Annotated in this window: 16 protein-coding genes and 3 tRNA genes; 6 read left to right on the forward strand and 13 right to left on the reverse strand. The window is 73.4% G+C overall.

Annotated features, from left to right (window positions below; translation table 11 throughout):
* Positions 1-48 precede the first annotated feature (48 nt).
* Positions 49-336, reverse strand: coding sequence for a hypothetical protein (locus ACIA5A_RS25715; protein ID WP_091062231.1), 288 nt, complete (start codon positions 334-336; stop codon positions 49-51).
* Positions 337-500: 164 nt separating this feature from the next.
* On the opposite strand from ACIA5A_RS25715, the gene ACIA5A_RS25720 reads away from it, so the two are divergent.
* The gene (locus ACIA5A_RS25720) at positions 501-1358 is read left to right on the forward strand and encodes a 3-hydroxyacyl-CoA dehydrogenase family protein (RefSeq protein WP_396767010.1); all 858 of its coding nucleotides are present in this window, start codon (positions 501-503) and stop codon (positions 1356-1358) included.
* Positions 1355-2098, forward strand: a complete 744-nt coding sequence (locus ACIA5A_RS25725) for an enoyl-CoA hydratase/isomerase family protein (RefSeq protein WP_396767011.1) — start codon at positions 1355-1357, stop codon at positions 2096-2098. The genes ACIA5A_RS25720 and ACIA5A_RS25725 overlap by 4 nt, the downstream gene beginning before the upstream one ends.
* 57 nt (positions 2099-2155) lie before the next feature.
* Here ACIA5A_RS25725 and ACIA5A_RS25730 read toward each other — a convergent pair whose 3' ends face one another.
* On the reverse strand, positions 2156-3490 hold the full coding sequence (locus tag ACIA5A_RS25730) for an ABC transporter substrate-binding protein (RefSeq protein ID WP_396767012.1): 1335 nt from the start codon (positions 3488-3490) through the stop codon (positions 2156-2158).
* Between the two features lie 166 nt (positions 3491-3656).
* Between ACIA5A_RS25730 and ACIA5A_RS25735 the strand changes: the two genes are divergently transcribed.
* Both ACIA5A_RS25735 and ACIA5A_RS25740 read left to right on the forward strand, forming a co-directional pair.
* Positions 3657-4046 carry a hypothetical protein gene (locus ACIA5A_RS25735; protein WP_091062238.1) on the forward strand — a complete coding sequence of 130 codons (390 nt, stop codon included), beginning with the start codon at positions 3657-3659 and terminating at the stop codon, positions 4044-4046.
* Between the two features lie 34 nt (positions 4047-4080).
* On the forward strand, positions 4081-4785 hold the full coding sequence (locus tag ACIA5A_RS25740; RefSeq protein WP_396767013.1) for a DUF2786 domain-containing protein: 705 nt from the start codon (positions 4081-4083) through the stop codon (positions 4783-4785).
* A 32-nt stretch (positions 4786-4817) separates the two neighbouring features.
* Here the strand turns inward: ACIA5A_RS25740 and ACIA5A_RS25745 are convergent, their stop codons facing one another.
* Positions 4818-5333 (reverse strand): SRPBCC family protein, encoded by a 516-nt coding sequence (locus tag ACIA5A_RS25745; protein WP_396767014.1) that lies wholly within the window; start codon positions 5331-5333, stop codon positions 4818-4820.
* Positions 5334-5518: 185 nt separating this feature from the next.
* On the opposite strand from ACIA5A_RS25745, the gene ACIA5A_RS25750 reads away from it, so the two are divergent.
* Complete coding sequence (locus tag ACIA5A_RS25750; protein ID WP_396767015.1) at positions 5519-6745, forward strand: hypothetical protein; 1227 nt, start codon at positions 5519-5521, stop codon at positions 6743-6745.
* A 177-nt stretch (positions 6746-6922) separates the two neighbouring features.
* On the opposite strand, the gene ACIA5A_RS25755 is transcribed toward ACIA5A_RS25750, so the two are convergent.
* The 3 genes from ACIA5A_RS25755 to ACIA5A_RS25765 are packed head-to-tail and all read right to left on the reverse strand — an operon-like array spanning position 6923 to position 8405.
* Positions 6923-7321 (reverse strand): arsenate reductase ArsC, encoded by a 399-nt coding sequence (locus ACIA5A_RS25755; RefSeq protein WP_396767016.1) that lies wholly within the window; start codon positions 7319-7321, stop codon positions 6923-6925.
* The gene (locus ACIA5A_RS25760; protein ID WP_396767017.1) at positions 7318-8055 is read right to left on the reverse strand and encodes an aquaporin; all 738 of its coding nucleotides are present in this window, start codon (positions 8053-8055) and stop codon (positions 7318-7320) included. The genes ACIA5A_RS25755 and ACIA5A_RS25760 overlap by 4 nt, the downstream gene beginning before the upstream one ends.
* Positions 8052-8405, reverse strand: a complete 354-nt coding sequence (locus ACIA5A_RS25765) for an ArsR/SmtB family transcription factor (protein WP_396767018.1) — start codon at positions 8403-8405, stop codon at positions 8052-8054. Before ACIA5A_RS25765 ends, ACIA5A_RS25760 begins: the two co-directional genes overlap by 4 nt.
* Positions 8406-8481: 76 nt before the next feature.
* On the opposite strand from ACIA5A_RS25765, the gene ACIA5A_RS25770 reads away from it, so the two are divergent.
* Entirely contained in the window at positions 8482-8889 is a 408-nt protein-coding gene (locus tag ACIA5A_RS25770; protein ID WP_181571174.1) for an ArsI/CadI family heavy metal resistance metalloenzyme, read from the forward strand.
* Between the two features lie 68 nt (positions 8890-8957).
* Here ACIA5A_RS25770 and ACIA5A_RS25775 read toward each other — a convergent pair.
* The 7 genes from ACIA5A_RS25775 to crtI all read right to left on the reverse strand — a co-directional run bounded on the left by ACIA5A_RS25775 (position 8958) and on the right by crtI (position 13337).
* Positions 8958-9031: transfer RNA gene (locus ACIA5A_RS25775), tRNA-Phe, on the reverse strand.
* A 77-nt stretch (positions 9032-9108) separates the two neighbouring features.
* A tRNA-Asp gene (locus ACIA5A_RS25780) sits at positions 9109-9182 on the reverse strand.
* A gap of 33 nt (positions 9183-9215) precedes the next feature.
* Positions 9216-9288, reverse strand: a tRNA-Glu gene (locus tag ACIA5A_RS25785).
* A gap of 143 nt (positions 9289-9431) precedes the next feature.
* On the reverse strand, positions 9432-10223 hold the full coding sequence (locus tag ACIA5A_RS25790; protein WP_396767019.1) for a polysaccharide deacetylase family protein: 792 nt from the start codon (positions 10221-10223) through the stop codon (positions 9432-9434).
* A 78-nt stretch (positions 10224-10301) separates the two neighbouring features.
* Positions 10302-11249: a MerR family transcriptional regulator gene (locus tag ACIA5A_RS25795; protein ID WP_396767020.1), complete on the reverse strand. Its 948-nt coding sequence runs from the start codon at positions 11247-11249 to the stop codon at positions 10302-10304.
* Positions 11239-11859 (reverse strand): isopentenyl-diphosphate Delta-isomerase, encoded by a 621-nt coding sequence (gene idi / locus ACIA5A_RS25800; RefSeq protein ID WP_396767021.1) that lies wholly within the window; start codon positions 11857-11859, stop codon positions 11239-11241. The genes ACIA5A_RS25795 and idi overlap by 11 nt, the downstream gene beginning before the upstream one ends.
* The gene (crtI, locus tag ACIA5A_RS25805; RefSeq protein ID WP_396767022.1) at positions 11856-13337 is read right to left on the reverse strand and encodes a phytoene desaturase family protein; all 1482 of its coding nucleotides are present in this window, start codon (positions 13335-13337) and stop codon (positions 11856-11858) included. The genes idi and crtI overlap by 4 nt, the downstream gene beginning before the upstream one ends.
* Positions 13338-13342: the final 5 nt, after the last annotated feature.

Raw genomic sequence — 13342 nt, forward strand, 5'->3', positions numbered from 1 at the left:
GGGCCCCTCCTATCGCGTAGGCGATAAGAAGGGACCCCTCCTTACCTCTCAGACCTGGACGGTGGGCGCGGTCTCCTCGGGGGGCAGGCCGCCGTCGCCGTCGACCACCTCGTCCGGCGTGCCGTCCTCGTCGATGTCGACCATGGTGATGTCCACCTTGCCGTCGCCGTCGGTGTCGAACTGGAACAGGTCGGCCTTGCCGTCGCCGTCGGTGTCCACCACCCACACGTCGGTCTTGCCGTCGTTGTTGGTGTCCGCCCGAAGCAGGTCCACCCGCTCGTCACCGCGCGTCTCGACCGTCTCGGTGCCCTGCGCGCTCTCCGGTGCCTGGCTCATCTCGTTCCTTCCTTCGGCGTTGACGGCGGTCTTTACCCCGTCCGGCCGGCCCCCACGCATGCCTGGCGGTCCCGCCCTGCATAGGGTCGCATCCAGGATCGAGCGAGCGGCCGGCCCGGCGCGGCGGAGACCCCGCGCGCCACCGCCGCGACGAGGGGACAGCGATGAGTGGTCGTTTTGTGGTCGTCGGGGCCGGCACCATGGGCCTCGGCATCGCGTACGTGGCGGCCGGCGCCGGGTACGCGGTCGAGCTGGTCGAGGTCGACCCCGAGCGGGGCGCCGACGCCGTCCGGCGCCTCGGCGAGCTGTGGGACCGCGCCGTGGGGCGGGGCAAGCTGACCGCGGAGGCGGCCACCGCCAACCGGGTCCGGGTGACTCTGCGGACCGGCCTGGCCGAGGTGGCCGAGGGGCCGGACGTGATCGTGGAGGCGGTGCCCGAGCGGCTCGACCTCAAGCGGGCCGTGCTCCGGGAGGCCGAGGGCCGCCGTCCGGCGCTGCTCGGCAGCAACACGTCGAGCATCCCGATCGCCGAGCTGGCCGACGGGCTGGCGCGTCCGGCGGACTTCCTCGGGCTGCACTTCTTCAACCCGGTCTGGGCGATGGCGCTGCTCGAGGTCGTGGTCGGCCCGGCCACCGCGCCGGCCACCACCGAGGCGGCCGTCGCGCTCGCCACCCGGCTGGGCAAGGACCCCGTCGTGGTACGCGACATGCCCGGCTTCGCCACCTCCCGCCTCGGTGTCACGCTCGGCCTGGAGGCGATCCGGATGGTTGCCGACGGTGTCGCCGCACCGGCCGACATCGACAAGGCGATGGTGCTGGGCTACCGGCACCCGGTCGGCCCGCTGGAGCTGACCGACCTGGTCGGGCTGGACGTCCGGCTCGACATCGCGCGCACCCTCCAGGCCGCGTACGGGGACCGGTTCGCGCCACCGCCGCTGCTTGCGGAGATGGTGGCCGCCGGGAGGCTGGGCAAGAAGTCCGGGCAGGGCTTCTACACCTGGGAAGGCGGCTCGAAGAAGTGAGCGGGCTGCGGATCGAGGAACTGCCGGACCGGCTCGTGGTCACGCTGGACCGGCCGGAGAAGCGCAACGCGATCGACGCCGACCTGGTCGGCGAGCTGCACGCGGTCTGCGCCGAGCTGGAGGCGCGGCCCCGGCTGATGCTGCTCACCGGCGGTACGGAGGGCATCTTCGCCGGCGGCGCCGACATCGCCCAGTTGCGCGAGCGTGGCCGACTGGACGCGCTGGCCGCCATCAACCAGGGCGTCTTCGCCCGGATCCGGGCGCTGCCGCTGCCCACCGTGGCGGCGGTCGACGGCCCGGCGCTGGGCGGCGGCGCCGAGCTGGCGTACGCCTGCGATCTCCGGGTGTGCACGGACCGGGCGGTCTTCGGCCAGCCCGAGGTGCGGTTGGGCATCCTGGCCGGCGCCGGCGCGACCTATCGGCTGCCGGCGTTGGTCGGCGAGGCCCGGGCCAAGGAACTGCTCTTCACCGGCCGCCGGGTGGACGCGGACGAGGCGCTGCGGATCGGCCTGGTCAACCGGGTGGTGGCCGAGCCGGCGGAGCTGCTGCCCACCGCCCACGGCCTGCTCGACGAGATGGCCAAGGGCTCGTCGCTGGCGCTGCGGCTGACCAAGCTGGCGGTCGACGCGCCGCCGGCCGCGCATCCGCAGCTCGACCTGCTGAGCCAGGCCGTGCTCTTCGAGGACGAGGAGAAGCACCGGCGGATGACCGAGTTCCTCGAGCGGCGCCGGCCGCGCTGAGCCGACACGGTGAGGGCCGCACCGGATCGTCCGGTGCGGCCCTCGATGCCTGACGGCTCAGTCCCTGATCTGCACCCCGGCGTCGGCCAGCGCGGTGATCGCCCCCGCCGACTCGCCGAAGCCGATCACCAGCACCGCCTCCGGACCGAAGCCCTTGATGTCCTGGGCGATGCCGGAGAAGTTCACGGGCGTCTTCGGGTCGGCCGGCGGCGCGTAGGTGACTAGCTTGAGCCGGTCCGCGCCGACCCCCGCCTTCTCCAGCTCGGCCCGGACGTTCTCCTGCAGGCCCTCGCCGTACGAGTCCTTGCGGGCCAGCAGCACGATCTTGCGCGGCCCGTCCCGCAGGATCACGTCCGCCAGGGCGCGGCCCTGGAGGCTGTCCGGCGGCGCGGTGCGGAAGTAGAGCCCCTGGTCGTCCACGGCGCTCAGCCCGGCGTCGGTGTTCGACGGGGAGAAGAGGATCCGCCCGGCGGCCACCACGTCCGGCAGCACGGCCCGGGAGATGCCTGACGCGCCAGCGCCGATGATGATCGAGACGCCCTGGCCGACGTGCGCGGCCACCGTCGCCTTGGCCACCGCCGGGTTGGTGCCATCGTCGCCCTCGATCCACTTCACCGGCTCGCCGAGCACCCCGCCGGCGGCGTTGACCTCGTTGATCGCGAGCGTGACCGCGGCGGCCATCGGCGGGTAGGCCAACGCCAGGTCACCGGTCTTCGGCAGCAGGCCGCCCATCACCAGCGGCGCGTCCTTCACCTTGCCCCGGGCCTTGCGGCCGCGCGGCGGGGTCTTGCTGCTCGCACCCGAATCCTCGCCGGCTCCGACGAACTCCGTCTTGCCGTCGTCGAGCTGCTGGTTGTCGAAGTGCAACGTGCCGTAGCTCGCGGTGGCCGGCTCACCGGTGTCGGTGAAGCCGGCCCGGGTCAGCGACACGCCCCGGTACTCCAGGTCCTGACCGGCCCGGGCGAGCTGGAGGCAGGTCGCCACCTCCTCGCAGCGCTGGCCGCCGGTGGTCACCCCGACGATCTGCTGGGCGATCTCGCGCGGCGCGGTCGTCCCGGCGAGCTGGGTGGCCAGCGCGCTGATCACCACGGCGTCGTACGACTCGGCGGCGTAGAGGAAGTCGTTCAACTTCGGATTGACGTTGCGTAGCCGTTCCTTGAAGCTCTCCGGCAGCGGCGTGAGCGGGGTGGTGCCCTTCATGCCGTTGACGAGAGTCGCCCGGTCCTTGAGCTCCGCGGCGAAGGAGTTTTGCATGTTGCCGTCGGTGCCGTAGAGGCGGACCTGGGTGGTGCCCGCGTCCTTCGGCTCGTCGCTCCCGCAGGCGCTGGTAGCGAGCAGGAGCGCCGCGCAGGCCGTGGACAGGGCCGCGCGCGACGTGCGATTTCCAAGCATGGTCGTCCTTCCTCCGGCGAAGGTCCGCTGCGCACATTAGCGTGCCCGCGCGGCACGCGGGACTGTGGACCTCGCTCCGTCGGGACGCCGACTGCGGGTATCACTGTGGGTGATCGTCAGCCCGGTTACCGGTCACCGCTTGACCCTCGCGGCTACTCTTCCGCAGGTGACCGACGACGCAGAGCAGACGCTCGACGACGCGACCGCCGTGCTCCGGTCGGCACTGGCCGGCGACGGCGCCGGCGTCGTCGGCGCCTTCGACGCGGTCGTGGACCGCTCGGGGCTCGCCGGGGCGTACGGCGTGGCCTGGTGCCTGGCCGCCACCATGCTCGGTGACGACGCGCCCGCCGGCGCCGCCGCGCTCGACTTCCCCGGCATCGACCAGGCCGACTACGACACCCGCTGGGTGGCCCGCTTCGTCAGCGCGTACGCCAACGACGACGCCGACACCGGCGAGGCGCTGTTCGGCGCGGCGGCCGCCGACGGGCTGCTGCCCGACTGCCTGCTCACCCTCGCCGGTTCGACCATCGCCACCCTGCGCAGCCGGGAGGGCTGAGCCCGCGCCCGAGGCGTTGTGATACCCCTGACGGATGTCCGAGGCGATGCTCAGCAAGGTGCGCAAGCTGCTCGCCCAGGCCGAGGACCCGGCCTGCACCCCCGCCGAGTCGGCCACCTTCATGGCCAAGGCAACCGAGCTGATCGCCCGCTACGGCGTCGACCGGGCGCTGCTCGCCGCCCGCGAGCCGGCCGCCGACCCGGTCGGCGACCGGGTGGTCGAGGTGATCGCCCCGTACGCCCGGGACAAGGCCGGACTGCTCGCCGCCGTCGCCGACCCGTTGCGCTGCCGCTGCGTACGCCGCCGGGAGGGCAACGGCTTCGCGATGCACCTGTTCGGCTTCGCCAGCGACCTGGAACGCGTCGAGCTGCTGTTCACCTCGCTGCTGGTGCAGGCCGCGCACGGGCTGGCCGGGGCGGCCGTACCGGTCGGGCACCATCCCGCCGCGTTCCGGCGTACCTGGCTGGCCGGCTTCGCCCAGGTGGTCGCCGAGCGGCTGCGCGCGGCCGAGGCCGGCGCGGTCGCCGAGTCCGGCGTGCCGTCGGTGGCGCTGGTGCTGGCCGACCGCTCCGACCGCGTCCAGCGCCGGCTCGCCGAGGTGTACCCGCGACTGCGTACCGCCCCGCGCCGTCGACTCGCCGGCGGAGGCTTCGGCCTCGGCGCCGCCGCCGGGCGTCGTGCCGACCTGGGCGACACCGGGCTGACCGGCGGAGGCGCGAGCCGGGGCATCTCCGGCTGACCCGGCGCGGCCGGTCCTGCTCAGGTGTTCGGTCAGTCGGCGGTGCGCTCGACCGTCGCCAGGTAGCGGCAGAGCAGCTCGTGCCAGCCGGCGGTGAGCGCCTCGCGGTAGCCCTCGGCCGCCGTGCCGTGCCTGTCGAAGTATCGGTGCTCGACGTCCACCCGCGTCGATCCGGGGCCCTCCGGGTGGAAGAGCACCTCCACCTCGCTGGCCCGGGCCGGATCCGGCACCGGCACCCGATCCGGACCGATCTGCCAGGTGAAGACCAGACGCCGGGGCGGATCCCAGGTCAGCACGCGGCCCCAGTCGTTGCGGAAGCCGTACGGGCCGATCTCGTAGAGCATGCCGCCGGCCCGCGGCTCGATGCCGAGCCCGGCCAGCGCCTCCGGGCCGGACCAGGTGTATTCACGGACCCACCAGTCGGCAAGCGCGCCGGTGAAGACCGCGTACGCCCGCTCGCCGGGCGCGGGGACGAGGAGGCTGCTGCGGAGGGAGAATCGGTCGGATTCCTGTCGGACCTCATCCTGATCGGCCATCTCCTGTCCCATAAGCCCGGACCATACCGGCTGATGTCTCGCTGTGCAGCTTCGGTTTCGCCCGCTTCCGGACAGCGGGAATCCCGGTTTCCGACAGCTCGGCGGCCGGCGGCGGCCGGTGCCGGAAACCGGCGGATGCCGTACCGGAAAGCGGGTAACCGCCGCGGACGCGGACCGGCCGACGGGGGAGCGGGAGCATGAGCGACAGCGAGTCCAGCGACGACCAGGTCACCGCGCGGGACGCCGCCGAACGGGAGCCGGACGTCCTGCTCGACGTGCCGGAACTGTCGGTCGACGAGATCCGGCTGACGGTCGACGGGTTGGACGCGGACCTCTCGCTGCGCGCCCGGCTGGCGAACCTGCTCCAACTCGACGCCGGCGTGCGGGTGCACCTGGAGGGCGTCGAGCTGGACATCAGCGGCGTCCAGGTCGAAGCGCTGCTGAAGGTACGCCTGGAGAAGCTGGTCCAGATCCTCGACCGGGCGCTGACCACCATCGACCGCAACCCCGAACAGATCGACGCGCTGGCCCGCTCGGTCGGGGTCACTGTCGACGACGTGCACCGGGCGGCCGGTCGGGTCGCCGGATCGGTGGCCGAGCCGGTGGTGGACCGCACCGGACGGCAGGCGGTCGAGGTCGGTGAGGCGGTCGGCCGGACCGGATCGGCAGTGGCCGGCCGGGCCGAGCACCTCCCACCCACCCGGGCGGGGGCACGCGAGCCGTCCCAGGCGGAGCCGGTCGGGGCGGAATCGTCGACCGAGGCCGGCCGGCGTCCCCGACCGGGTTCGGTCGCCGACGCCGGTTCCGGCGGCGGTAGGTCGGTGTCGGGCGGCGGCCCGGGTAGGGGCGGCAGGTCCGGTGCGGGCAGTGATCCCGGTCCGGGCAGTGGTGGATCGGCGTCGACCGGCGGGCCCGGCTCGGGCGGCGGGGGTTCGGCGTCGGGCGGCGCTGGCGGGGCCGCCGACGGTGCCGGGTCGGGTCGCGATGTCGGGCCGGGTGGTGGTGGTTCGGACTCGGCCGGTGAAGGCGGCGACGCCGGGTCGGGCCGGATTCCGGGTTCGAGCGGTGCTTCCACCTCGGGCGGGGACGGCGGACCGGACAACGCGTCCAGGTCCGGCGGCGGTGCCGGGTCTGGCGGCGGTGCCGGGTCTGGCGGCGGTGGCGAGTCTGGCGGCGGTGCCGAGTCTGGTGGCGGTGCCCGGGCTGGCGGTGAGACCGGGGCTGGCGGCGAAACGGGGCCTGGCCGCGAAGCCGGGTCGGGTGAGCGGGCCGGGTCCGGGTCCGGCGGCGGCTCAGCCGAGTCCTCCGGGGCGGCCCAGTTGGCCGGGCAGGCCGGACAGACCCTGCGGCAGGCCGGCCGGAGCGTCTGGGAGGCGATCCAGAACGGCATGAGCCAGCACCGTCAACAGCGCCCAGGCCGGTGACCACCCCCTCCGTTCACCCGCCCCGCCCACGAGATCTTGGAAGGAAACGGCCCTCACGAGGGCCGTTTCCTTCCAAGATCTGACCCACGTGGGTCCACCCCTGCGTCGATCATGAAGTTGGCGGCACTTTCGGAGATCCACTAGGCGGCTAACTTCATGATCGACGCGTGGAGGGGGTTAGGCGGGGAGGGTGGTGAGGAGGGTTGCTACGCGTTGGTGGATCTCGTCTCGGACGGTTCGGACCACGTCTATGGGCTGGCCGGCGGGGTCGGTGAGCTTCCAGTCCTCGTACCGTTTTCCGGGGAAGACCGGGCAGGCGTCGCCGCAGCCCATGGTGATGATGACGTCGCTGGCCTCGGCCGTGTCCCAGGTGAGCCGCGCGGGCACCTGGTCGGTGAGGTCGATGCCGACCTCGCGCATGGCCGCCACCGCGACCGGGTTGATCTTCTCGGCGGGTTCGCTGCCGGCCGAGCGGACCTCGACGCGGTCGCCGGCGAGATGACGGAGCCACGCGGCGGCCATCTGGGAGCGGCCGGCGTTGTGGACGCAGACGAACAGGACGCTGGGCTTGCTCATCGAGGTGTGGTCTCCCGGGTGAGGTGCGGCACCACCACGTCGTCGGCCGTGTCGGCGGCGTGCGGGTACCAGGCGGCGAGGACGGCGACGGCGAGCAGGCCGCCGACGAGTTGGGCGGCGACGAAGCCGGGCACCGAGGTCGGGGCGATGCCGGCGAACGTGTCGGTGAACGCCCGGCCGACGGTGACGGCGGGGTTGGCGAACGACGTCGACGAGGTGAACCAGTAGGCGGCCCCGATCCAGGCGCCGACGGCGGCCGGCGCGGCGGAGGTGCGGCCGGAGCGGGCGAGCGCGAAGACCAGGACGACCAGGCCGGCGGTGGCGACCACCTCGGCCGACCACAGGTGGCCGCCGTCGCGCCCGGTGCGCGACCAGCTCACGGCCGGCAGGTCGAACATCAGGTGGGCGAGGACCGCGCCGGCGATCGCGCCGGAGACCTGGGCGACGACGTACGCGGCCAGGTCCCGCGCGCCGAGCCCGGTGCCGGCGCGGCGGCCGAGCCACCAGTCGACGGCGGAGACGACCGGGTTGAAGTGGGCGCCGGAGACCGGGCCGAAGATCAGGATCAGGGTGCCAAGCGCGAGCGCGGTGGCGATCGCGTTCTCCAGGAGTTGGAGGCCGACGTCGGTCGGGGAGAGCGTGGTGGCGGCGATGCCGGAGCCGACCACGGCGGCGACGAGCAGCGCGGTGCCGGAGAACTCGGCGGTGGCCCTCCTGGGCAGGGCGAGGGTCACGAGTCGCCGACCGTCAGCAGGTCGCCGAGCCGGCGGAGCGCCTCGGGTCGGGCGCGGTACCAGACCCAGGTGCCGCGCCGCTCCGAGTCGACCAGGCCGGCCTCGCGCAGCACCCTGAGGTGGTGGGAGACGGTCGGGCCGGACAGGTCGAACGCCGGGGTGAGGTCGCACACGCAGATCTCCGGCACCGAGGCGATCATCGACATGATCCGCAGCCGGACCGGGTCGCCGAGGGCCTTGAACATCGGCGCCACCGCGACGGCCTGGTCCGCGTCGAGCGGGCGGGCGGCGATCGGCGGGCAGCAGGCGACCGCCCGAAGGTCCACCACCGGCAGCGTTTGTTTCGACATCGCTCTAGGTTGACAGATCTCGAAACAGGGTGCAACGTGGGTCCTGCTTCGAAAAGCATCTAGACAGGGAGACGGCATGTCCCGCGTTCAACTCGCCCTCCGCGTGTCCGACCTCGAAGGCTCCGTGGCCTTCTACGCCAAACTGTTCGGCGTCGAGCCGGCCAAGCGCCGCCCCGGCTACGCCAACTTCGCGGTGGAGAACCCGCCGCTGAAGCTTGTACTCCTGGAAGGTGAGGCCGGCCGGCCCACGGTGATGGACCACCTCGGAGTCGAGGTGGCGAGCACCGACGAGGTCACCGCCGCCACCGGGCGCCTCACCGACGCCGGCCTGATCACGCTGGAGGAGAACGACACCGAGTGCTGCTACGCGCTCCAGGACAAGGTCTGGGTGCGCGGGCCGGGCGACGAGCCGTGGGAGGTCTACACGGTGAAGGCCGACTCGCCGCAGCGGGAGAAGGCGGCGGAAGGCGCCTGCTGCTCCTGACCGGATACAGCAAGATCCCCACCGGCGGTTGGCTGGTGGGGATCTCTGTAGCCCGGCGAAAGGCTATGTGGCCAGGGGCGGGGTCGAACCGCCGACCTTCCGATTTTCAGTCGGACGCTCGTACCAACTGAGCTACCTGGCCGTGGTGCTCGGCACATGCTACCGCACGGGCCGATACGCAGAACGCCGCGCATGGTGTGTGCGCGGCGTCAGCGCTTGCGGTCCTGACGGGACTTGAACCCGCGACCTCCGCCTTGACAGGGCGGCGAGCACTCCAACTGCTCCACAGGACCTGGCTGGTGTTGCAACCGGCGTGAGCCGGATCGTGCCCCCAACGGGATTCGAACCCGTGCTACCGCCTTGAAAGGGCGACGTCCTGGGCCGCTAGACGATGAGGGCGGCCCCGCCATCATTGCACACTCGCAACTTCAAGCGGACTTGCTCCCATCCGGCCCCGCCGGAGGCATGAGAAGCATATGTCATGCCTCCTCGGACGACCAAACCGGTATGGCAGCAAGCACATCGCGGAGTGAAACCGCAGGTCAGCGCAGCCGGACGATGCCGTACCGCCGCTTCAGGTCCGGGATCAGGCGGCGGCACGCGGCCATCGTCTGGGTCCGGTCGCCGCCTGCGTCGTGCATCAGGATGACCGACCCGTGGTGGCTGGCCGCCTCCACCCGCTTGATGATCTTCTTGGCGGGCGGGTGGTCCCAGTCCTGCGGGTCCACGCTCCAGTGCAGCGGGCGCAGGCCCAGTTGCCGGGCGACGGTGAGTTCCTCGGCGGTCCACCGGCCGCCGGGCTGGCGGAACCAGGTGATCGGCGCGTTCGGCGCGGCGGCGTGGATGGCCCGGTTCGTCCGTTCCAGGTCGGCCCGGATGTCGGCGAGCGGGCGCCGGCCGAGGTCCACGTCGTGCCGCCAACTGTGGTTGCAGAGTTGGTGGCCTTCCCGGACGATCTGGGCGACCAGCTCCGGATGGCGCTTGGCCTGCCTGCCGACCAGGCAGAACGTCGCGGTGACGTGCGCGGCCCGGAGCTGGGCCAGGATCTGCGGCGTGTAGCGCGGATCCGGCCCGTCGTCGAAGGTGAGCGCCACCCCCGGGCTCCCGCTGCGCCGGTGCAGGCCGGCCGGAAGCGTCTTGGGCAGCGGGCGCAGCTTGGGCTTCGGCGGTGGGGTGGTGCGGGTCGGCTTCGGCTTCGGGCTGGGGGACGGCTTCGGCGCGGCCGAGACCGACGGCTGTGCGGCGGCCTTCTCGGGCGTCTTGCCCGGGCCGCCGCAGCCGCTGATGAGGAGCACCAGCCCGAGGGCGAACACCAGCACGGTGCGTGGACGCATCTGTCGCTCCCGGAGGGGGTCGGGTCAGACGGACTTTCCGACCGTAGTGGACGGCACCCCCCGAGCGGGAGAGGGGCCTCAGCCCGCGGCCGACTGATCCAGTGAGTCCCGTACCGCCACGGCGAGCGACAGCGCCTCGGCCAGGTCGACCGGTCGGACCACCCCGGCCGGCAACGAGTCGGCCCGCCAGCCGGGCCCGGCGGCCAGGGCCAGCAGCGGCCGGCGCGGAACGGCCAGCAGCGCCGCGAGCTGCTGCGGGTCGGCGGTGGCGCGGGTGTGCGACCAGAGCACCACGGCCGCCGGCCCGGTCCGGTTGACCGCCTCGACGAGGGCGGCCACCGGCACCCGCGCGCCGAGCATGCGGTAGCTCACCCCGGCCTCGGCCAGCGCGGCGGCCAGCGCCTCCAGCGGCAGCGAGTGCTGCTCCTCGTCGGCGCAGGAGAGCAGGATCCGGGGCGGCCCGGCGCTGGGGTGCGCCCGGGCCACCGAGGCGAACGCCTCGGACACGCACCGCGACATGAGGTGCTCCACCTCGATCAGCCCGGCGGTGGCGGCGTGCCGCTCCCCGATGCCGGCGAGCACCGGCCGGAGCAGCCCCTCCCAGGTCGCCACCACCCCGTCGGCGGCCAGCGCGTCGGCGACGGTGCGCCCGATCGCCACCGAGTCGAGCCGCATGGCGGCCCGGGCCAGGCCACGGGCGACCGGGCCGGCCCGGCCGACCGGGATGGTGGTGCCACCGCCGTCCCGGCCCGCGGAGACGCCGGCCTTCAGGCCGAGCCGCTCCGGGGTCAGCACGGCCGGGGCCTGCCGGGCCCAGCGGGCCGCCTCGGCGGGCGCGATCCCCTCCGCGGTGAGCCGCCGCATGATCTCCAGGCGGGCGAGGTCGGTCGGCGTGTAGCGCCGGTGGTGACCCGGCACGTGTTCGCTGGGGCCGAGACCGTAACGCTGGTGCCAGGTTCGCAGCGTGGTGACCGCCACGCCCAGTCGGCGCGCGACGGCCCCCGCGCTCAGCGCCTCATCGGCCACCCGACCGCTCCGGTGCCTCGGCGGCCGGCGAGCCGGCCCGGGACGGCCCGACCGGAGCGCCCGATCGGGGCGGGTCGGCGGGATGCAGCAACCGGTTCACCACGCCACCCAGCCAGGGGGCGTACGCGCGGGGGTCGGCGTCGAGGTCGGCCGAGACCGTGGTCGGGTCGACCCAGCGCAGCTCGGCCACCTCGTCCGGGTCGGGCCGGGTGGGCAGGTCGGCCGGGACGTCGGCGCGCAGCACGTGGTCGTACTCGAACTCGACCCGCCCGGTGGCCGGGTCCTCGGCGTAGTAGAGGTAGACCCCCGTCTCGGTGAGCTCGACCGGGCCCACGCCGAGTTCCTCGGCGAGCCGGCGGTTCGCGGCCTCGGCCAGCGACTGGCCGGGCAGCGGGTGCCCGCAGCAGGAGTTGGCCCAGCGCAGCGGGAACCGGGTCTTCACCGCGGCTCGCCGTTGGAGCAGGACCCGTCCGTCGGGGTCGACCAGGAGCACCGAGAAGGCCCGGTGCAGCCGCCCGGGCGGCTGGTGCGCGGTGGCCACGGTGGTCTCGCCCACCGCCCGGCCGTCGTCGTCCACCAGCTCGACCAGATGGTCCTCCCGCGCCGTCATGAGGGACGCCCGGTGATCCGGGAGGCGGCCAGCTTGCCGCTGATCAGCACCATCGGCACGCCCACGCCGGGCTGGGTGCCGGAGCCGACGAAGACCACGTTGCCCAGCGTCCGGTGCAGGTTCGACGGGCGGAACGGGCCGGTCTGGAAGAGGCTGTGCGCGGCCGCGAACGGGGTGCCGGCGGCCATGCCCTGCGCCGCCCAGTCGGCCGGGGTGATCGCGCGCAGCACCTCGATGCCGTCACCGAAACCGAGGTAGCCACGCTCCTCCAGCGTGCGGACGAGCTGGTCGGAGTAGCGCTCGGTGAGGTCGCCGGCCCAGTCGAACGGCGCCCGGTCGAGGTTGGGCACCGGTGCCAGCACGTAGTAGGTGTGCTTACCGGCCGGCGCCACCGACGGGTCGGTGCGGCTCGGGTTCGTCACCAGCAGCGACGGGTCGGTCATCAGCTCGCCTCGCCGGATCACCTCGTCGAACGTGCCCTTCCAGGCCCGTCCGAAGTGGATGTTGTGGTGGGCGATCTTGCCATAGCCCTGCGTCGAACCGACGTGCAGCACCACACAGGACGGCGAGTAGGTGAGCTTCCGCTGCCGGCTCTCCGGCAGCAGCTCCTGGTAGGCGACCGGCAGGTCGGGGTTGAGCACCACCACGTCGGCGGGGACGAACTCGCCGTCGGCGGTGATCACGCCGGTGGCCCGTCCGTGCGCGGTCTCCACCCGGGTCACCGTGGTGCCGTAGCGGATCTGCACGCCGTGCTTCTCCGCCGCGCCGGCCATGCCGCGGGAGACCGCGTGGATGCCGCCGCGCGGGAAGCTCACCCCGGCCACCGAGTCGAGGTACGCGATGACGGTGTAGATGGCCAGCGCGTCGTGCGGCGACAGGCCCGCGTACATCGCCTGGAAGGAGAAGATCCGCTGGGTACGCGGGTCGCGGAAGAACTGGTTGATCTTCGTCTGGAGTCGCCGGAAGGCGCCGTTGGCGAACAGCTTCAGCAGGTTGCCGGTGAGCAGGTCGGTCGGCGCGTCCAGGTTGCGCTCGATGAAGTCGGCCCGCTCCCACTCCCACAGGTTGCGGGCGTAGTCGACGAAGCGCAGGTAGCCGTCCGCCTCGCGGGGCCCGCAGACCCGGGCGATCTCGGCGGCCATCCGGGTGGTGTCGGTGATGACGTCGAGCGTCGACCCGTCCGGGTAGTAGGCCCGGTAGGCGGGGTCGATCGGGGTCAGGTCGAGCCAGTCGGTCAGCTCCTCGCCCACCGCGCCCAGCGCCTCGGCGATCAGGTCGGGCATGGTGAGCACGGTCGGGCCGGTGTCGAACTCGTACCCGTCGACGCTCAGTCGGCCGGCCCGCCCACCCGGCACCGCCTCGCGTTCCAGCACGGTCACCTGCCGGCCGCTGCCCGCCAGGTGCAGCGCGCAGGCCAGCCCACCCAGCCCCGCGCCGACCACGACCACCCGGTCGGTCCGTCCGTTGACGGTACGCATTCCGG

Origin of the sequence: Micromonospora sp. NPDC051300, from assembly GCF_044455315.1 — a bacterium.
Classification (GTDB): domain Bacteria; phylum Actinomycetota; class Actinomycetes; order Mycobacteriales; family Micromonosporaceae; genus Micromonospora; species Micromonospora robiginosa.

Excerpts from the sequence above, each read along its gene's own strand:
- ACIA5A_RS25715 (WP_091062231.1), bottom strand. The coding sequence starts at position 336 with ATGAGCCAGGCACCGGAGAGCGCGCAGGGCACCGAGACGGTCGAGACG.
- ACIA5A_RS25720 (WP_396767010.1), top strand. The coding sequence starts at position 501 with ATGAGTGGTCGTTTTGTGGTCGTCGGGGCCGGCACCATGGGCCTCGGC.
- ACIA5A_RS25730 (WP_396767012.1), bottom strand. The coding sequence starts at position 3,490 with ATGCTTGGAAATCGCACGTCGCGCGCGGCCCTGTCCACGGCCTGCGCG.
- ACIA5A_RS25740 (WP_396767013.1), top strand. The coding sequence starts at position 4,081 with ATGTCCGAGGCGATGCTCAGCAAGGTGCGCAAGCTGCTCGCCCAGGCC.
- ACIA5A_RS25745 (WP_396767014.1), bottom strand. The coding sequence starts at position 5,333 with ATGGGACAGGAGATGGCCGATCAGGATGAGGTCCGACAGGAATCCGAC.
- ACIA5A_RS25750 (WP_396767015.1), top strand. The coding sequence starts at position 5,519 with ATGAGCGACAGCGAGTCCAGCGACGACCAGGTCACCGCGCGGGACGCC.
- ACIA5A_RS25755 (WP_396767016.1), bottom strand. The coding sequence starts at position 7,321 with ATGAGCAAGCCCAGCGTCCTGTTCGTCTGCGTCCACAACGCCGGCCGC.
- ACIA5A_RS25765 (WP_396767018.1), bottom strand. The coding sequence starts at position 8,405 with ATGTCGAAACAAACGCTGCCGGTGGTGGACCTTCGGGCGGTCGCCTGC.
- ACIA5A_RS25770 (WP_181571174.1), top strand. The coding sequence starts at position 8,482 with ATGTCCCGCGTTCAACTCGCCCTCCGCGTGTCCGACCTCGAAGGCTCC.
- ACIA5A_RS25790 (WP_396767019.1), bottom strand. The coding sequence starts at position 10,223 with ATGCGTCCACGCACCGTGCTGGTGTTCGCCCTCGGGCTGGTGCTCCTC.
- idi (WP_396767021.1), bottom strand. The coding sequence starts at position 11,859 with ATGACGGCGCGGGAGGACCATCTGGTCGAGCTGGTGGACGACGACGGC.
- crtI (WP_396767022.1), bottom strand. The coding sequence starts at position 13,337 with ATGCGTACCGTCAACGGACGGACCGACCGGGTGGTCGTGGTCGGCGCG.